The sequence below is a fragment of the Parafrankia sp. Ea1.12 genome, from assembly GCF_900465275.1.
GTDB lineage: Bacteria > Actinomycetota > Actinomycetes > Frankiales > Frankiaceae > Parafrankia > Parafrankia soli.
Genome location: NZ_UBIZ01000285.1, coordinates 17,701 through 36,694 on the forward strand (window position 1 = coordinate 17,701; position 18,994 = coordinate 36,694).

General features: G+C 73.7%; 13 protein-coding genes. 8 read left to right on the plus strand and 5 right to left on the minus strand.

Translation table 11 applies throughout. From position 1 onward, the window contains the following. Positions 1-152: 152 nt before the first annotated feature. From FMEAI12_RS13675 to FMEAI12_RS13700, 6 genes are all read left to right on the plus strand, one after another. Positions 153-1,775, plus strand: a complete 1,623-nt coding sequence (locus FMEAI12_RS13675) for a hypothetical protein (RefSeq protein WP_235013974.1) — start codon at positions 153-155, stop codon at positions 1,773-1,775. Continuing rightward, on the plus strand, positions 1,772-2,779 hold the full coding sequence (locus tag FMEAI12_RS13680; protein WP_112106315.1) for a glutamate ABC transporter substrate-binding protein: 1,008 nt from the start codon (positions 1,772-1,774) through the stop codon (positions 2,777-2,779). Before FMEAI12_RS13675 ends, FMEAI12_RS13680 begins: the two co-directional genes overlap by 4 nt. A gap of 68 nt (positions 2,780-2,847) precedes the next feature. Further along, entirely contained in the window at positions 2,848-3,414 is a 567-nt protein-coding gene (locus FMEAI12_RS13685; RefSeq protein ID WP_235013975.1) for a hypothetical protein, read from the plus strand. Positions 3,415-3,710: 296 nt separating this feature from the next. Further along, entirely contained in the window at positions 3,711-5,846 is a 2,136-nt protein-coding gene (locus tag FMEAI12_RS13690; RefSeq protein WP_235013976.1) for a serine/threonine-protein kinase, read from the plus strand. A gap of 13 nt (positions 5,847-5,859) precedes the next feature. Next, a complete protein-coding gene (locus tag FMEAI12_RS13695) occupies positions 5,860-7,143 on the plus strand; it encodes a VWA domain-containing protein (protein WP_112106335.1) in 1,284 nt (427 codons plus the stop codon). Then, the gene (locus FMEAI12_RS13700) at positions 7,140-8,117 is read left to right on the plus strand and encodes an FHA domain-containing protein (protein WP_235013977.1); all 978 of its coding nucleotides are present in this window, start codon (positions 7,140-7,142) and stop codon (positions 8,115-8,117) included. The genes FMEAI12_RS13695 and FMEAI12_RS13700 overlap by 4 nt, the downstream gene beginning before the upstream one ends. On the opposite strand, the gene FMEAI12_RS13705 is transcribed toward FMEAI12_RS13700, so the two are convergent. The 3 genes from FMEAI12_RS13705 to FMEAI12_RS13715 form a co-directional block, all read right to left on the minus strand. After that, positions 8,098-9,255 carry a transporter substrate-binding domain-containing protein gene (locus FMEAI12_RS13705; RefSeq protein ID WP_071064498.1) on the minus strand — a complete coding sequence of 386 codons (1,158 nt, stop codon included), beginning with the start codon at positions 9,253-9,255 and terminating at the stop codon, positions 8,098-8,100. The two genes, FMEAI12_RS13700 and FMEAI12_RS13705, sit on opposite strands and share 20 nt — an antisense overlap. Next, positions 9,252-10,742 carry a hypothetical protein gene (locus tag FMEAI12_RS13710; RefSeq protein WP_235013983.1) on the minus strand — a complete coding sequence of 497 codons (1,491 nt, stop codon included), beginning with the start codon at positions 10,740-10,742 and terminating at the stop codon, positions 9,252-9,254. Before FMEAI12_RS13710 ends, FMEAI12_RS13705 begins: the two co-directional genes overlap by 4 nt. A 73-nt stretch (positions 10,743-10,815) precedes the next feature. Further along, entirely contained in the window at positions 10,816-11,841 is a 1,026-nt protein-coding gene (locus tag FMEAI12_RS13715) for an MBL fold metallo-hydrolase (protein WP_200835278.1), read from the minus strand. A 528-nt stretch (positions 11,842-12,369) separates the two neighbouring features. On the opposite strand from FMEAI12_RS13715, the gene FMEAI12_RS13720 reads away from it, so the two are divergent. Both FMEAI12_RS13720 and FMEAI12_RS13725 read left to right on the plus strand, forming a co-directional pair. Next, positions 12,370-12,861, plus strand: coding sequence for a hypothetical protein (locus tag FMEAI12_RS13720; protein WP_112106319.1), 492 nt, complete (start codon positions 12,370-12,372; stop codon positions 12,859-12,861). 297 nt (positions 12,862-13,158) lie between these two features. Beyond that, on the plus strand, positions 13,159-13,812 hold the full coding sequence (locus tag FMEAI12_RS13725) for a class I SAM-dependent methyltransferase (RefSeq protein ID WP_112106320.1): 654 nt from the start codon (positions 13,159-13,161) through the stop codon (positions 13,810-13,812). A 279-nt stretch (positions 13,813-14,091) separates the two neighbouring features. On the opposite strand, the gene fxsT is transcribed toward FMEAI12_RS13725, so the two are convergent. Both fxsT and FMEAI12_RS13735 read right to left on the minus strand, forming a co-directional pair. After that, positions 14,092-16,554, minus strand: a complete 2,463-nt coding sequence (gene fxsT, locus FMEAI12_RS13730) for an FxSxx-COOH system tetratricopeptide repeat protein (RefSeq protein WP_112106321.1) — start codon at positions 16,552-16,554, stop codon at positions 14,092-14,094. Positions 16,555-16,778: 224 nt separating this feature from the next. Next, positions 16,779-18,848 carry a tetratricopeptide repeat protein gene (locus FMEAI12_RS13735; protein WP_235013978.1) on the minus strand — a complete coding sequence of 690 codons (2,070 nt, stop codon included), beginning with the start codon at positions 18,846-18,848 and terminating at the stop codon, positions 16,779-16,781. Positions 18,849-18,994 lie beyond the last annotated feature (146 nt).

The following is an 18,994-nucleotide window of genomic DNA, read 5'->3' on the forward strand; positions in this document are numbered from 1 at the left end:
CAGGCATCACGCCGGTCTGCGGCCGTGACCGCGTCCGGCCCCTCGGGGCCAGATCCGGGCAACAGACCCGGGCCACGGACCCGGGAGGCCACCCGGGCCGAGCCGCACCTCGAGGAGGAACGCATCAGTCACTTAAGGCACACTTTCGACCCGTGAGTGTCCGGAGCACCACGGTCAGCCGCGACGGCGAGCCTCCGCCGTACACCCCGGCGGCCGACCACGGCCGTCCCGCGACGCCTACATGGTTCCTGATCTGCGCCGTCATGTGTGTCTGCCTGTGCGCGGCGGCCGGGGTGGGCGCCATCGCCGTGGTTGAGCGGCGCGCCCACGCGGTGTCGGCGATCAGTAGGCAGACGATGGCCGGCACCCAGGCGTCCTGGGACATCCACCGGCACCTGGCTGAGGCGGCGGCGGCCGAGGCCTCGACGTTCCTCGGGATCAGCACCACGCCGGGCGCGGCTCCCTACGACGACTTCGCCGCCGCGATGCGGGCCGCGAACGAGGCGATGGTGCGGGCCGGAGCCACCACCGATCCGGGGTCCGGCGGCCTCGCCTGCCCCGGGCAGGAGCCCCCCGCCACCGTCAGGCCGAGTCCGACCAGCTCCGGCCCGACCAGCTCAGCCACGGCCGGGGCCACAGCCGGAGCTGGAGCCGGAGCCGGAGCCGGGGCGGCCGGAGCCAGTGGCGGACCAGGCAAGGGCGGATCAGGCAGGGGCGGCGCCCGGTCCGCGGCGCCGCCGAGCAACGAGGCCGCGGCCGCGGCGCTGGCCACGCTGGTCTGCCTCACTCCGGTGTACACGCGCTACGTCGGCGAGGCCCGTGCCAACGACCGCATGGGCATGAGCGTCGGCGGAGCCTACCTGCGCATGGCCAACTCGCTCATGAACGACCACCTCCTGCCCGCCAGCGCGACACTCGCCCGTTCCCACACGGAGGATCAGGCGCAGGCGTTCCGGCGCGCGACCCGGGCGGGCGACGTCGCGGGGCTGGCCGTGGTCGCGTTACTCGCGCTCGCGGCGCTGGCGGCCGCCCAGGTGCTCGGCGTGCTGTGGACCCGCCGATGGCTGAATCCGGGCCTTCTCGCCGCCACGCTCCTGGTCACGGTGGGGATCATCTGGCCGCAGGCAGCCCTGGCCACCGAGCGGGCGAAACTGGCGAGCGCCCGGTCCGAGGGCTATGACGTCCAGGCGATGCTGGCTCGGGTCCGCCATCTCGCGCTGCGCGCGGAGGGGGACGTTCTCTACTGGCGGATCGCTCAGGGCGGTGAGATCGTCTTCGACGCCGACTTCGACCAGACCGCCGCGCAGCTCGCCTGCGCCGCCCGAGGCCGTGAGCCGGGCACCACACCCCTGAACGAACCGAGGGCCCTGAACGAACCGAGCAGTGCGGGCGCGGCGAGCGCGGCGGTGGAAGGCCTGCCCGGACCGCACGAAGCGGCGACTCGCGACCCGAATCTCGTGCGCTGGTGCGGTCCGGCGACGGCCCGCCCGCTCGATCCGGGCATCGTCAAACTCGTCGACACCGCCCGCCAGGCTGGGGCTACCGCGATCGACGCCCCGGTCGGCGATTCAACGCCCAGGGCCACGGGTCGGTTCATGGAGCTGGACAGGGCGCTGACGAAGGCGGACGGCGTGGCCGAGGCACGGTTCGGCACCGAGGTCGCCGGGGCCGGCGACGCGCTGCGCGGCGTGGCCGCCGGCGCGGGGGCGCTGTTCCTGCTCGCGGCGGTGCTGGCCGCCGCCGGGCTGGCGCCGCGGATCCGGGAATACGGGTGAGACGCGCCGCGCTGGTGGCGGCGGCGCTGATGACCGCAGCGGCGCTGGTCGGGTGCTCGACCGTTTCCGGTGACCTGCCCCGCGCGGCCGACCAGCCATGGGAGCCGCTGGTGACCGCGTCGGCCGAGGCAACCCAGGAGGCCCGTCCTGAGGCTGCGGTGCCCACGAACCTCGTCCCGCCCGCCGACGCCGGGGACTTCGTGTCGGGAGGCTCACTCGACAGGATCCGCAAACGCGGCTTCCTACGGGTGGGTGTCTCGCGCGACACCCAGACCCGCGGCGCGTGGAGTCCGGTGTCGCACCGGTTCGAGGGCTTCGACGTCGAGCTCGCCCAGCGGATCGCAGAGGCCCTGTTCGGTCCGGGTACGGCGGACGAGAAGGTGCGGTACCGCCCGGTCAGCTACGCGGAACGCCTGCCGGCGGTCGAGAACGGGGAGGTGGACATCCTCGTCAGCACCCTGACCTACTCGGAGTCACGGGCCGAGCGTGTGGGTTTGTCCGCGGCTTACTTCACCGCCCATCCACGGCTGCTCTCCCATCGGGAGAGCACGCACTCGGAAGCGGGGCCCGGCATCGACTCCCCGGAGGAACTCGCCGGGAAACGGGTGTGCGCCCCGCGGGGGACGACGACGCTGACGAACCTGGAGAATACCCATCAAACCCATCCCACGTTCGAGATCGTGGATCACCTTAACGAGCTGTCCGACTGTCTGGTTGCCTTCCAGCAGGGTGAGGTCGACGTCGTGGCCGCGAACGACGCGAGTCTGGTGGGGATGCTGGAACAGGATGCCACCGCCGTACTCGGAACGTTCTCAGTCGGGCGGGACAAGTACTACAGTGTCGCATTCGAGCGGGACGACACCGAGCTCGCCGGATTCGTCAACGGGGTTTTGGAGCGTCTACGGCGTGACAAGCCGGAGTGGCTGAAATTATGCGAGAGGTGGAAGGCTCCCGAGATGCCCTGCGAGGAGTCGCTGCCACCCGAGCCGCAGTGGGCGCGCTGACCAGGCACGGGGCGGGTGGTACCGGTGGTGGGGACCGCCCGGCGGCGCCCGGGAAAGGGGGATGGGTGGTGACCGGTGAAGACCGGACAGTCTCGGCGGGCGGGATCGCCCGCGACCTGACGGCCGCCCGCGAGCAGCTCGCCAGCCTCAGCGACCTCGTACGCGAAGCGCTCGACTCACCCGAGCACGTGCGTGGCCGGATCGTCGCGCCGGTCGGCCTGGTCACCTTCGCCGACCGCGACGTGCTGGAACAGGACGGCGTGGGCCTGCGCCCATGGCTCGACGACCTGGCCGCCGCCGCGCTCGGGGGCCGGCGCGACGGCGACGTCGCCCGTGGCCTCGCCGAGTGGCGCGAGCTCGCCGTCAGCACCGAGCAGGCCGCGCGGGCGGTGACGAGCGCGAACGCGGTCGGGCTGAACCAGCGCCGTGAGCTGCGTGGACGTCTCGCGGCCGTGCACGGGAAGGCCGCTCGGCTGGGGCTGGCCGAGGACGAGGAGCTCTCCGCGCTGCACGCACGGGCGTTCGAGGAGCTCTACCGGGCGCCCACCGACCTGGCCGAGGCCGAACGGCTCACCATGGCCTACGTCCGCGCCCTGCACAGCCGGGACGTCCGAGCCGAGGGGCCGGGCCGGTGAGCGAGCCGACGGGTGTCGCGTGCGTCCGGCCCGGCTGTGTCGGCGGGGTCATCATGACCAGCGGCTTCTGCAACCGGTGTGGCGCGCCCGGCCCGGAACCGGCATCGGAGACGGAAACAGAGTCGGGACCGGCACCGGCAGCGGTAGTGGTACCGGCACAGGCGGCGCCCCCGGAACGAGAAGCCGTACCGGATCAAGCGGCGACACCGGAGCAGGAAGCCGAGCAGCCAACGGAACAGGGAGCTGAACAGGCACCGGAACAGGGAGCCGAGCAGGCGCCGGACACCGCCGATCCCGTGCTGGTCACCACCCAGCCGATCAGCGTCTCCCGCCCGGCCGCCAAGGATCGCGACCCGCTGCGCCTGCCCGTCCGGCGCGACGTCGTCGTGGCGAACCGTCCCGTGCTGCTGTCGAGCCCGAACGTGCCGACGAACCTGCGCGAGTGTGCCGCGTGCGGTACCAGGGTCGCCCGGCCCGGCCCGGAGGGCGCCGTCGAGCTGGAGGGTGTCTGCCCGCGCTGCCGGCAGCCGTACTCGTTCACGGTCAAGCTCGCGGCCGGCGACCACGTCGGGCAGCAGTACACCGTGCACGGCGCGATCGGCCACGGCGGGATGGGCTGGGTGTACGCGGCGACGAACGACAACCTGGGTGACGACGACATCCAGGCCTGGGTGGTGCTCAAGGGCCTGCTCGACGTGGCGAACCCGGAGGCGCGGCGGATCGCCGAGGTGGAACGGCGGATGCTGATCTCCGTCAACCACCCGAACATCGTGAAGATCCGTGACTACGTCTCGCACCAGGGCGAGGACTACATCGTCATGGAGTACGTCCCGGGAGTGTCGCTGTCCCGGCTGGCCGAGACCCAGCCGCCCGGCCCGGACGGGCGGCCGCGGCCGCTGCCCCCCGCGGACGCCATCCGTTACCTGCTGCGGCTGCTGCCCGCGCTGAGTCACCTGCACCGGCGGGGGCTGGCGTACTGCGACCTCAAACCGGACAACATCATGGTCAGCACCGAGCAGGTCACGCTGATCGACCTCGGCGGCGCGCGGCGGCTGGACGACCAGTTCTCCAGCTTCCTGTCGACGCCCGGCTACCGCGCCCCGGAGCTGGAGGAGGGCGAGTTCCGCCCGGCGGAGGTGACCCGGCACAGCGTGCCGACCGTCGCCTCGGACGTCTTCGCCGCCGCCCGCACGCTGGCCCGGCTCGTCCTCGGCCGGTTCCCGGGCTTTTTGGACGTCCACCGGCACGGGCTGCCGCCGCGGGGTGAGCACGCGCCGCTACTCGAGTTCGAGTCCCTCGACCACCTGCTGCGCCGGGGCACGGCGAGCGACCCGGCCGACCGGTTCGCGACCGTCGCCGAGTTCGCCGAGGAGCTCACCGGGGTGCTCTACGAGATCGCCTCGCGCACCGAGGGGAACGTCCCGCCGCTGGCCAGCCGCTGGTTCGAGCCGGATCTGCATCCGACGGGCGAAGCCGACGACGGCCACGGCGAGGCCGACGAGCCGCCGACGGTCTGGGAGATCCTGCCCGACCTGCGGATCGACGCGGACGACCCGCAGGCCCGGGTGCTCGCGACGACCCCCGGGGAGGACCCGGCCGCGCTGGCCGACCGGCTCGCGGAGGTCGCGCAGCCGACCCGGCAGACGCGGCTGGCACTGGCCCGCGCCCAGATGCGCGCCGGCTACACCGACAAGGCCGAGGTGACGGTGCGGGAGCTGGCCGCCGCCTACCCGCGGGAATGGCGGGTGACCTGGTGCCAGGGCCTGCTCGACCTGGCAGCGGGGCGATCGACGCAGGCCGCCGAGGCGTTCGAGAAGGTCTACGCGCGCATGCCCGGCGAGCTGGCGCCGCGGCTCGCCGTCGCGACCGCCAGTGCCGACGCCGGCGACCGGGCCCGCGCCGCCGAGCTGTTCGACGTCGTCAGCCAGGTCGACCCGGCGATCACCAGCGCCGCGTTCGGGCTGGCCCGCTGCCTGGACGACCGGGACGGCAAGCTCGACGCCTACCGTCGGGTGCCGGCGTCCACGCACGCGTACACGGCCGCCCGAGTGCGGATGATCGGCGTGCTCGTCGGCTCGCACCTGCGCCCCGAGCAGGCCGGCGCGGTGCCGGTCGTGGTCTCCCTGGACGACCTGCGCAGCGCCGAGGCCATCCTCGAGAGCTCCCGGCCGCGGCTCGGTCTCGACCGCCGGCGCCGCGCCGAGCTGCGGCTGGACATCCTCGCCGCCGCGCTGCGCATGGTCGGCGCCGGCCCGCCGGGGCCGACCCGGACGGGGCCGAAGCAGGTGTTCGGGCGCAGGCTCGTCCCCCGTGAGCTGCGTCTCGGGCTCGAAGCGGCGTACCGGGACATCGCCCGGCTGGCCGGTGACCGCCGCGAGCGCATCCGGTATGTCGACGCGGCGAACCGGATCCGCCCGCGGACCCTCTGGTGATCTGCGGGGCGACGTGATCGGTTTTCGGGTCGACGTCTACACCGACGAATACCTCCCGGACGGCGTCACCGACGCGGATGCCCTGCTCACGGTCTGCGCCGAGGATGACGGCGCACCGGGCGAGCCGGACGTCGAGCACGTCGAGGTGATCGTCATCGACTGCTCGGGGTCGATGAGCACACCCGCCACGAAGATCTACGCCGCGCGGCGGGCCGCGTGCGCGGCCGTGGACGGCCTGCGCCCGGGGACGCTGTTCGCCGTGATCCGCGGCACCGGCACCGCCCAGGTTGTCTACCCGCCGGGCGGCGGCCTGGCCCGCGCCGCCACGGACACCCGCGACCAGGCCCGGCGGACCATCAACCGGATGAGCGCCGCCGGGGGCACCGCGATCGGGAGCTGGCTGCTGACGGCCCGGGACCTGTTCGCCGGCCATCCCGACGCCGTCCGGCACGCCATTCTGCTGACCGACGGGCGGAACGAGCACGAGAGCGCCGCGGACTTCGCGGACGCGCTGGCCGCGTGCCGGGGGCACTTCCAGTGCGACAGCCGGGGCGTGGGCCGCGGCTGGGTCGCCGCCGAGCTCACCGCGGTGTCCGACACCCTGCTGGGCACGGCCCGCGACATCGCCGACCCGGCCGACCTGGTCGCCGACTTCCAGGCGATGACGAAGGCGGCGATGGCCCGCGCGCTGCCGGCGGTCTCGCTGCGGGTGTGGATCCCGCACGGGGCACGGATCAGCACGTTCAAGCAGGTGCATCCCACCCTCGAGGACCTGCTCGAACGCGGGACGGCCGTCGGCGGGCAGGAGACCGAGTTCCCCACCGGGGCGTGGGGCGCCGGCTGCCGTGACTACCACCTCTCCGTCTCCGGCCTGCTCCCGCACCGGATCACCCGACCGAGCCGGCTCGCCCGCATCGCGGTCGTCACGGACCGGCGGCGGCTGGCCGGTGGGGACGTCCAGGCGATGTGGACCGCGGACGAGCAGCTGCACACCCAGGTCTCCCGGGAGGTGCGGCACAGCAGGGGTGTGATCGACCTGGCGGAGGCGATCAGGCTGGGCATGGCCGCGCGGGGCCGCGGCGACCTCGCCGCGGCCGGCGCGCACCTGGGCCGCGCGCTCGACCTGGCCCGCGCCAGCCACGATCAGGCGACGGCCGAGATTCTCGAGCAGGTGGTCGAGGCCGACCCGGCCGGGGACGCGCCGTGGGTGCGGCCCGACGTCGACCCCCACCTGTTCGAGGTGCTCGAGGTCCGCTACCGGTTCACCCGGGCTCTCGAACCGAGGAGGGCGCGGTGAGCACGGAAACCGGCCCGGCCGACGGTGACGGGGACAGCCCGCACAGCGAGGGCGAGGACGGGCCGGCCTACCGCCCGCCGACCGGATGGCTGGCCGGCCCCGGCCCGGGGCGGGCCTATCCCACCCCTGAGCTGTCCGGGGCAACCACCCAGCATGCCGCCGGCCGCGGCGGGACGACCGGGCGGCGCACCGATCCGGACACAGACGACGACCCCGACGAGCCCGACGACGTGCCGGACGACCCCGACGACTACGCCGACGGCGAGCCCGCGGACGACCTGCCCGCAGGCGATGCCGGCATCGCCGGCGCCGGGCCGGGCGGCCCCCCGGCCGCGGCGGGCGGGCTCGCCCTGGCCGGCTCCGGGGAGCCGCCGGCACCACGGGCCGGCCGCGGACGGCCCCCGCTGGGCAGCTGGGACCCCGACGACAGCTTCGCCCCTCGATTCCCGCGGGCCGAGGCGACGCCGGCGCACTGCCCGCACTGCCGGGCCCGCCCCGCGCCGACCGACCGGTTCTGCCTGCGCTGCCGGTACGAGTTCGCCACCGGCCGGCGTCCGGTGGTGCCGCGGGTATACCCGGCACCCGCCGCGTCGCCGCGTTGGGATGCGGTCGTCGAGGTCGACGAGGCCCACTTCGCCCGGGTGATCGGGGACGGCGTGCGCCTCCCCGAAGGCCGTCTCCCCTGGGTGGTCCACCTGGACGGGCCGGAGATCCTGATCGGCGCCGGGCCGGATGGCCCGCCGGTGGGCGTCGACCTGTCCGGGCCGGCGGACGACCCGGCGGTGTCCGGGCGGCACGCGAGCCTCGTCCGGCAGCCGGACGGCGGCTACGCCGTCGTCGACCACGGCTCCCTCAACGGGACCAGGGTGAACGACAGCAGTCAGCCGATCCCGGCCGGGCACCTCGTCTCGCTGCGTGACGGGGACCGGGTGTTCGTCGGCGCCTGGACCCGGATCACGATCCGCCGCCCGTGACAAGCACGCCGTCCGGCCAGTTCGGCTGGATGGCGTTCGGGGGCACGCCCGGGACCCGCAGGACGTCGCGCAGGTAGCGGGTGTGGAGCCTGTTCCAGGTCGGGCCGGTCATCATGTCGAGCAGCACCCGGTTGACGAAGGCGACGAAGGCGTCGTCGGCGGCCCGGTTCGCCGCGGCCTCGGCCGGGGAGAGGCCCGGCGCGAGATCCGTCCGGCCGATCGCCACGCCGTAGGGCTCGTCGAGGCCGGCGCGGCCCGCCGGGCCCAGAACGCCGTCGAACGCCTCGGGACCGAGGACGGTGACGGTGGCGTCCTCGGCACGCATCCCGGCGAGGATCGTGTCGTCGGTGGCCACCGCGTCCACCTCACCGCGCTGGAGCGCGGCCAGGCAGTCCACGATCCCCACCCGGTTCACCGCGATCGGCCGGCCGGGGCCGCGCACCAGGTTCGCGATCTTCTCGAACGAGGTGCTTCCCTGCGACGAGCAGACCGGCCGTCCAGCGAGGTCACCGACGGTGCGCAGGCCCGCGCCGGCCGGCACCAGGATGCGCATCGCGGCCTCGTAGTACACCCCGGAGAAGCGGACCCGCTCCTTGCGGGCGCAGGTCATCGTCATCGTGCCGGTGACGATGTCGACGGTGCCGTCGGCGACCAGCGCCTCCCTGTCCCGGGTGTCGACCGCGCGGAACTGCACCAGTTCGGGGTCGCCGAGAATGGCCCCGGCGATCTCGCCGGCGATGGCCGGGTCGAAGCCCTCCACCTCCATGGTGCGCCAGTTCATCGACCCGAACGGCGGGGCCACCGTGGTCACCCCGACGCGAAGGTAGCCGTACCGCCGGATCGCCTCGATCCGCGATCCGCGCGCTCCCGGCGGCGGCAGGGCGGCGAGCGGGGGCACACTCGCGCGGGCGATGCAGGGCTGCGCGGACGGACCCGGCTGGCCTGGTGTTGACGAGGGCCCCGCCGAGCCGGCGGCCGCCCCGGGACGGGCCGGGGCGGCGACGCCGTCGGCGGGCGGCAGCGGCCGAGCCTGGCGGGGCAGCGGACTGCCCGTCGTCGCGCACCCCGGCAGCGCGGCCAGCCCCAGCCCGATCCCGAGCGCGACGAGAACGGCGACGACACGGGCGCGTCTGTTCACAGGTACTCCCGGACGCGGGCACTGATCCCGATCACGCAGCAGGACGCCGCGGTGAGCAGGGCGATCGGGAGGACGGCGGCGAGGAGGCGCACGTCGGCGGCCCCGGCGTCCACCTCACCGTTGAAGCCCTCGAGATGGGCGCCCACCAGCCCGTCCACCCGGGTGATGAACCGGTCGAAGTGCTCCGACCGCAGGGTGACGCCGACGACGTCGTCGAAGACGTCCGGACTGCCGGCGCCGGCGGTCGGGCGCGGGGGCCGCCGCAGGGTCGCCACCACCTCACCGCGCTCCCGCAGCCAGGCGGTGAACTCCGCCGCCAGCTCGGCGCGCTCGGCGGGGAGCTCGGCCAGAGCGGCCGAGAGGGCACCCGCCGTCGGGGTGGGGCGGCCGTCCAGGCCGTAGCCGAGGCCGGCGACCGCGCGCTGGAAGCACGCGTCGGCGCCGTCGCCGTTTCCCAGCGACGCCAGGGACAGGTACTCGCAGGTCCGCGCCTCGAGGGCGAGAGTGCGCGAGGCGGCCAGCAGGGTCATGGGCACGAAGTCACCCCGCTGCGCGGCGGACAGCCGGCTCTGCTGCCCGCCGAGCAGGACCAGGCAGGCCACGGCGACCGCACCGAGCACGCCGGTCGCGGCCAGCAGGCCGGCGTTGAGGATCCGCCGCGTGCGGCGGTACACGTACACCTGTGCGCCGACGAGGGCGACCAGCGCACAGGCCAGCACGAGGAGCAGCAGATCCTCGCCGTGGCCGCCGGTCGCCCGGCGGTAGTCGGCGTCCACCCGGTCGCCGTAGGCGGTGACCAGCAGGTTCGTCTGGCCGAGGATGCTCGTCGCCATCAGGTCGGACGCCAGCCGCTGGTAGGAGCCGCCGACCGTGTTTCCCGCGCGGATGTTCGCCGACGCCTCGGCGACCAGCCCCACGTACTCCGGGATCAGGGTCGCGATCCGGTCCATCGCGCAGTGCGACGTCGAACCGGGTGCGCGGGCCGACTCGCACTCCCCCGGGTCGACCTCGCGCAGTTCGAGCAGCGCCGTCGTCGCCGAGCGCACCGCGGCGCTGTACTGGTTGGGGGCGGCCGGCCCGTCCCCGGCGGGAGCCGTGTCGTCACCCGCGAGCCCGGAGACGGCGGCGTCCCCGCTGTGGTCACCGGTGTAGTAGCCGCCGGCCTTCACCTCGTCGTAGTTCTCCCGGCGCTCCGCGGGCGACGACGGGCGGGACGGCACGAGGTCGACCCAGGAGAAGACGTTCGCCGCGGCGGTCGCGTCCGCCCGGGCGAGGGCCGCCCGCAGCCGCTCGGCGATGATCAGCGCAGCCGCGGACCGCTCCCGGATGCTCTCCGTCGCGTCGAGACGCTGGGCGACCACCGCGCGGCTCACCGTTCCCGCGAGCAGGAGCGCCCCGATCAGCACCGCGAGGACCCCGACGAACCGCGAGCCCGCGCCGACAGCGAGAAACTGGCGAACGGACCGGACGGCAGCCGGAGCCTGCATCGTCACAGTCACGCATCGTACACAGTTCGCACAATCACCGCAGCCGCAGTATCCGCCGCCGGCGGACGTCCGATCACGACCCGGTGAACCGCCAGGTGGGGGGGTCGCCGGGCCGCTCGTGCACGAGCCCGCGCCGTTCGAGCGCCCGCAGGTGCGCGAGCGCCTCGGAGACGGCGCTGCGCTTCATGAAACCCCCGATCTCCTCCCACGGCCGCGACCACGTCATGAGCCGGGCGACCTCCCAGGCGGTGGTCGCGCCGGGACGCAGCGCGGCGATCACCTCGGCGAACCGGTGCTCGTGGTGCAGGCGCAGCTCGGCCAGCCGGGACGACAGGCCCTCGAAGCGGTACTCGTGCGCGGGCAGCGTGCCCTCCGCGGGCAGGGCGTCGACCTTGTCCAGCGAGCGCAGGTAGTCGCCCAGCGGGTCGTCCGCGACACGCGCCTCGAACGGGATGTTCGGCGTGATCCGCGGCAGCACGTGGTCGCCGGAGAGCAGCAGCCGGTTGGCCGGCTCCCAGAAGCACAGGTGGCCCGGGGAATGGCCGGGCGTCCAGACCGCGCGCAGATCCCAGCCGGGCACGTCCGGGCGGTCCCCGTCCTCGAGCAGGATGTCCGGCTGCGGCAGCGCGGGCAGCGGGCCGGGCGGCAGCATGTCGACGGTGAAGTCCCGCAGGGCGTCGGCGGGCGCGCCGGCCCGCACCATCCCCTCGTTGACGGCCTGGAACAGCTCCATGGGGTCGGTCGGATGGTCGCGCAGCAGCGCGGCGTCCGCAGGGTGCAGCGCGATCCACGCCCCGGACGCCTCGCGCAGCCGGCCGGCGAGACCGTAGTGGTCGGGATGCATGTGGGTCGGCATGATCCCGCGCAGGTCCGTGACGGCGTAGCCGGCCGTGGCCAGGCCCGCCTCGACCGCCGCGTAGGCGGCGTCGGTGTCCCAGCCGCTGTCGATCACGTAGGCGCCGTGATCGGTCTCGAACAGGTAGACGAAAACGTGGCTCAGGCCGGACGTCGGCAACGGCACCGGAATGCTCCACAGGCCGGGCCGGAGCTGTTCCACGGGCGGCAGGCCCACCCCGGGGCGCCGCGCCACGGCGGTCACGAACCGATCACCGCCAGGCGGCCGGACTGCGTCATCCGATCACTCTCCCGCTCCGGCCCGCACGACGTCACAGGTACCGCGAGTGGGACTGGTACCGCCGACGGCGGACGGGCAGCGGTCGCCCGCTCCCAGCCGGCCGAAGCCGCACCGGACACAGAGAGCGAACAGCCGGGACGATACTAGATACCTGTTTAACACTACTAAACGACAGGCTCGAATACGCACCAAGCCCCCACGATCAAGATCGCAAATAGGAGGGCGGAGGCGGAGTCTCGTCCTTTTTGTCACACTTGGCGCATGTGGTGTGGATGGCGTTCGCGTCGCTGGGGATCAGCTGCGGTGCTTGTCGTTACGGGTGTTCTGCTGGTCGGATGCGGTGCGGATGACGGCGAGTCGTCGGGTGATGGTTCAACCGGCCCGGCGCCGACCGGCCCCGCGGCGGCTGCGGCGGACGCGGCTGCGGCGTGTGTCGCTCTGGCCCGCAGCACGGACGACCTGCGACTGCCGGCGGATGCGTCCCAGCCTTGGGTGGCTGGTGACCGGCTGAAAGGTGCGCAGCGTCTCACCGGCGCGGCGGCGGAGCAGGACGGCCGTTTCACCGTGCTGAAGGAGGCCGTCAACCGGATCGGAGACGACACCGACCGCCTGGATATCGCCGGTCTGACCGACACCATCCCGGCCGCGCTCGCCGTCTGTCGCACCGCGGGTCTGCCCGCCGACCCGGTTGAAGCGACCGACGCCCAGGCGGACGCGGCGGCGGGATGCGCCGCGGCGGCACGAACCCGGGACCAGTTCGCCATCACCGACTACCGGTCGCTCGTATTCGCGACCACACTGCGTATCGAGGGCGCCGTGGGTTTGTTGACCGCGGCGAGCGAAGCGGACAGTCGCTACCAGCCCCTCGTCGAGGGGATCGAACCGGTCCAGCAGGACCTGCAGACCCTCGCGTTCGATCAGCTGCGCACCGACGGCCCCAATCTGCTCACCGCCTGCGACCGCCAGGGATTGCCGCACGAGTAGAGACGAGACCGTCCAGAGACCTGCCGGGGTGCAGGTCGAGGACGTCGACCGCGCGGCGGACGGTCAACCCGTTCATCGGCAGCATCGAACGCCGGTGATCGGCACTGTCGCCGTCCGTACCATCCTGATGCCGCCAGCTGCAGACTTCGATCAAGATCACCGCGGCAACCTACGCCGTCAACATCGTTGACTATCTTGATGCGGGTCCTTCTGTCCGGCCCCGATAGATGGCAGGGTTCCGGTCGCGTTGTTTGGCAGGGCCGATGATCGTGTGGCCCGCGCCTATGATGATCGGCCATGGCCGAGTCTGCCCCGAGCTATCTGGCGACCGTCGCGGCGGCGTACGACGGTGTGGCCGAGGTGTATGCCGAGCTTTTCGCTGACGTGCTCGATCGCCAGCCGCTGGAGCGTGCGCTGCTGTCCGCGTTCGCCGACGTCGTGCGCGATCTCGCGGGCCCGGTCGCGGACCTTGGCTGCGGGCCCGGCTATGCGACGGCCTACCTGCACAGGTTGGGGCTGGACGTGTTCGGTGTGGACCTGTCGCCGGAGATGGTCGCCTTGGCTCGAAGCTCTCATCCAGGGTTGCGGTTCGAGGTGGGCACGATGACCGCGCTGGACCTGCCGGACCGCGCGCTCAGCGGTGCCCTCTGCCGCTACTCGCTCATCCACACCCCGCCCGCCGACATCCCCGCCGTCCTCGCCGAGGTCCGCCGCGTCCTGGCGCCCGGCGGCCACCTGCTGCTCGGCTTCCTGGCCACAGACGAGTCCGCGGCCGGGGTGCACGCCTACGACCATCGGGTGACAGGCGCCTACCGCTGGCCGCCCGACCACCTCGCCGGGTTGGCGCGGCAGGCAGGGCTTGTCGAGGTCGCCCAGTTGGTGCGAGCACCGACGGACGAAGAACGAGGCCGACAGGCACAGCTGCTGGCCCGCCGCCGGCAGGAGGCGTAAGCCTCCGCCCCCTCGCGAACGTGCGACGCCGCCCGGTACACGATCGATCAGGTCCTCGCCGACCACGACCACACCGCCCGCGCCCCCAGAACGGCCCCACGACACCCAGGGAACTGACCGCTCCTCCTGCACAGCTCGTCCAAGCGCCGCAAGCATGCCCGATACGGCGAACCAGAACGCCGAAGAACCACCGCCACTTGTCGATGAAGATCACACCCACGCCCGGACGGATTTCCGACAAGATCAGTCGGGTGGGTTAGGTCGATGATCAGGCGGGCGTCAGAGGGCCGGGCCGAGCTGTTCGAGGAGGAGCTCGAGCTGGCCGGCACTGTCGCGGGTGTGGGGGTGGTCGTCGCCGAGGAGGCGCCGGCGGCGGGTGAGGGTGTCTTCGGCCAGTTCCCGGGCTGCCTGGTGCTCTCCCAAGGCACTGAGATCGATGGCGAGGTTTTGCGCTGAGGCCAGGGTGTCGGGATGGTCCTCACCGAGGATCCGGCGGCAGCGGGTCAGGGTGTCCTCGGCCAGCTCCCGCGCCACCTGGTGCTCCCCCACCGCGGCCCGGTGGAAAGCGAGGTTGTTCGCCGAGCGCAGGGTGTGGGGGTGGTCGTCGCCGAGGATCCGGCGGCGGCGGGTCAGGGTGTCCTCGGCCAGCTCCCGCGCCGCCCGGTGCTCACCGAGGTCGGCCAGCAGAAGGGTGAGGTTGTTCGCTGAGGCCAGGGTGTCGGGGTGGTCGTGACCGAGGAGACGCCGCATTCGGTTCAGGGTGTCTTCGGCCAGCTTGCGGGCGGCCTGGTGCTCGCCGAGGGCGGCCATCTGGTTGGCGAGGTTGTTCGCCGATTGCAGGGTGAGGGAGTGGTCGTCGCCGAGGATCCGGCGACGGCGGGTCAGGGTGTCCTCGGCCAGCTCCCGCGCCGCCCGGTGCTCACCGAGGTCGGCCAGCGCGGTGGCGAGGGCGGTGGTGATGATCTGACTGTCGGGATGGTCAGGGCCAAGCGTGGTGATCCAGCGGGTGCGGGTGGTGTGGCTGAGGGTGCGGACACTGTGGTTCTGGCCGCTGCAGTGCAGGTACCAGCAGGTCCGGTGCAGCAGCAGCCGGAACCCGTCGGGTTCGGCCAGGCCGGGAAAGTCAGCGAGATGGCCTGCGACCGCGGTGACGTGGGGGGTGAGCGTGGCGTAGGTCGGCCAGGCCGAGGGGTCCTCCGCCTCGCCGGGGTAGACGGTGGCGAGCAGGTCAAGGGCACCGGCGAGGGCGATGCGCCGCTGGTCCGCGGTGAGGCGGGCCCGCAGGAGGGCGTGGACGAGGCGGTGCAGCTGGAGGGTGGTGTCGGTGCGGCGGGCGAGCGCGAGTCTGCTGATCGCGGCAAGCGCGGTGTGCGTGGTGTAGGGATCCCCGAGGGCCAGCCATTCGCTGCCGGCGGGGCGGAGTGGGATGGGTTCGGGGGCGAGGAACGCCAGCCGATCCAGCAGGCCAGCAGCACCCGGATGGTCGCTGCCGAGCCGTTCACGGGCAGCGGTGACGGTCGCGGCCAGCCCTGGATGATGCAGCGTCTCCTCAGCGAGCAGCAGAGCGGGGCGGGTGGCCAGCAGGGCCAGATAGTCGTGCACGGGGAGACCACTGGTGGCCAGGAAAGCCCCGGCCTGGTCGACGGCCAGCGGTAGATCACCGAGCGCGTCAGCGAGCTGGTCGGCGGCGGTGTCGGACAGGGTGGGCAGATAGCGGCGCAGAAGCGCGAACGATTCGGCACGGGTGAACTCGCCGACTTCGACCAACTCCACCCCGACCCGGCCCACCCCCGGATCGCGGCAGGTCACCACCAGCCGTCCCGTGGCCGGCGGAAGCATCCGCGCCAACGTCGCCGGGTCGCCGACGTTGTCATAGACCAGCAGCCAGCTCTGTCGACGTCCCAGCTCCGCCAGTGCCTCCCCCGCCCGGACCGGCAGATCCCCCGAGCCGATCCCGAGAGTGTTCGCGAGAGCGGCAAGACCGGCGAGCAGACCCGCGGGGGTTTCCGCGTCCACCCACCAGACCAGTTGGTAGTCCGCGGCATACCGCCAGGCGAACTCCACCGCCAGCTGCGACTTACCCACCCCACCGGCGCCCCGCAACGCCGCGATCGCGACACGGCCGGTACCGGCGGCGAGCTGGGTGCGCAGGCCGTCCAGGAGGGTGTCACGGCCGGTGAAGAGCAGGTTCCGCGCGGGCACGTTCCACACCGCGGGCAGCCGCCCCGGGAACACCGCCCCCACCGAGGGCGGGGCGGCCGGCCGGCCGGGGAAGCCACCGGACACCCGCACGGGGTGGACCAGGCCGACCGCCTCCAGCAGACGCCGTCGCGCTACGGGCTCGTCGACATCGAACAGGTCCCGGTAGGAGATGGTCGACAGCACCGGCGGGACTGGACAGTCGGCGACACGCAACGGGGTCAGTCTCCGCCCGGCCAGGGCGCCGGTCCACTCCTGGGTGCACCAGTGCGAAGCGAAATACGCCTGCGAACAGACCGCAACCGTCCGGGCCGCAGCGCCCATCTGCACGCTGATCCAGGTCACGAAGTTCTCCCCCGCCGGGGAATCCCACGCCTGCACCGCCACCGTGCGGCCCGCGGCTTCGAGCACCTCGGCGACCCAGGTCGCCCACGCCTCATCCGCCCCGGTGTAGGAGACGAAGAAGTCCACCCCACCGCCCGAACCCGCCGAGGACGTTGATTCCCCGCCGACCGGTCCCCGGGCCCCCGTGCCCACATCCATGCCCGCAGCTTGCCAGAACGACCACAAGCCGTCACCAACCAGACGCGTCCCGCCTCCCCGCCGCGCCAACAACCGAGCCGCAGGCAGAGGGCCGGCAAGCCGACCATCCTCAGGCACAGGTGACGGCGATCCAGCCGTCCGACACCCATCCCGGCCCTGGCCGGAAACCTATGGTTTCCCGACAAGATCGAATCAGGGGTGGCGGCCACGGCCCGCGACCGAGCTCAGCTACCCGACCACAGTCGGCGGATGTCCTCCTGGTGGCCCCGGGCCCACCGGACGACCCAGGTTCGTGGGCCCGCCGGAGAGTTGTCGCGCCATCCGACGACGTCCCAGCCGATGACTTCGGTGAACAGGTCCCGGCCGGCGTCGGCCGCGCCGAGGGCGGCCAGGTCGAGTGCGAGGTGCAGCGCCGCGTACAGGGTCAGCGGATGCTCGTCGCCGAGCCGTGCCCGCGCGCCGGCCAGCGCGCGGGTGTGCAGGTCGCGGGCGTGCGCGCCACGGCCGAGGCCACGCAGCGCGACACCGAGCACCGCCGCGGTCCACACGGTGTCCGGGTGGGCGGCGCCGGACGTCCGGCCACGGCGGGCGAGCGTCTCCGCGAGCAGGTCGTGGGCCGTCCCGTACTCCCCCAGTCGGGTCAGGGCGTGGCCGAGGCTGTGCGCCGAACGCAGGGTGTCGCGGTCGTCCGGGCCGAGCTCCGCCCGCTGCCGGGCGACGGTGTCTCGCAGCAAGCGGGCGGACTCGTCGTGGTCGCCGCTCTCCCCGGCCGCGCGCGCCAGGTTCCACGCCGAGTGCAGTGTGTCGCGGTGCTGCTCGCCGAGCACCCGCACCCGGCGGGCGTGGACGTCGCCCAGCAGTGCCCGCGCGGTGTCGTGATCGGCGAACCCGTCGGCGCGGATCGAGGCCTCGAGGTCGGCGGCGGCAAGCGTGTCCGGGTGGTCCGGGCCCAGCCGTTCACCCCAGAGGGCCCGTGCCTGGTGCGTGAGCCGTTCGCCGGCTTCGTAGCGGGCGGAGGCGGCCAGGTACCGGGCCGTGCGCAGCACCAGCCGGCGGAAGTCCGCGCACTCGTCGTCGAGCCACGTGGTGAGTGTGCGGATGTGCGGGTCGAGCGTGGCGAGTGACGGCCATGAGGCCGGGTCCGCGGGGTCGCGACCGGGCAGGTACGCACAGACCAGCAGCCGCTGCGCGCCGAGCAGGGCGGCTGGCCGCCGGCCCCCGGCCAGCCGCCGGCGCACCAGAGCCTGGACGTGCCCGTGCACGCGGATCGTGGCCCCGTCCCAGTCGGCCAGGCCGAGGCGGTCGAGCCGGGCGGCCGCGGCGGCGGTGCCGGCTGGCGCCCGGGTGAGTGTCAGGGGGTCCGCTGCGAGGAACGCCACCTGGTCGAGGAGGCCGGCCGCGGCCGGATCGACCACGTCCAGTCGCGCGCGGCTCGCTGCGACAGCCGCGGCGACCGGATCGGAAGCGGCCTCCCGCCCGAGCAGGGCCAGGTAGTCGGCGGCCGGCTGGTCGGTCGCCGCCAGGTGGCGGCCGGCCAGCGCGACCGCGAACGGGACGTCCGCCAGCGCCCCGGCGAGTGTCTCGGCGGCCGGCGGGGTGATTCCGCGGTGGTGCTGGCGTAGTAGCAGGACCGACTCGTCCCGGCGCAGCTCGCCGACCTCGAGCAGCACGGGAGTGAGCCTGGCCACCGCTGGTCCGCGGCTCGTCACGAGCAGCCGGCCGCTGTCCGGCGGTGCCACGGCGGTCAGGTCGCGGGGATCACCGACACCGTCGTAGATCAGCAGCCAGTCCGTGCGCTGGCCGAGCTCGGCCCACAGGCGGCGCAGCACGGCGGCCCGGTGGCCAGCCCCCGGCGGGGCGATGGCGGCGGCTAGCTCGGCCAGGCACGACTCGGCGCGCTCGGGAGTGTCCGCGTCCACCCACCACACCAGGCCGTAGTCGCCGGCGTGCCGATGCGCGTACTCGACGGCGAGCCGCGACGCGCCCATCCCACCCGCGCCGCGCGCGGACACCAGCCCGAGATTGCGCCCCCGGCCGACGTCACGTCCCTGACCTGCGTTGCGCCCCCGGCCGGCGCCGCGCCCCCGGCCGAAGTCGTGTCCCCGGCCAGCTCCCGGCGGACGCAGTTCGCGGTGGATGCGCTGGAGCAGCGCGTCGCGGCCCACGAAGAACGGGTCGCGGCGCGGGACGTTCCATTCGGCCGGCTGCCACTCGCCCGTGGCCCGGGTCGCGGGGAGCCTGGGACGGACACCCTCACGTGGGTCCGGTCGGCCGCCGGTCAGCACCCGCGTCACCTCGGATCTGCTCAGCGGTCAGGTCGGTGTAACCCGCGTCGATCCCCCGCGGGACGAACCCGTCGACCGGATCCCCATCTTCACCGACGGTCCGTGCTGTCGGCCGCGTCCGCGCCCGGCCGGGTAGGGGTGGCGGCATCGCCGCA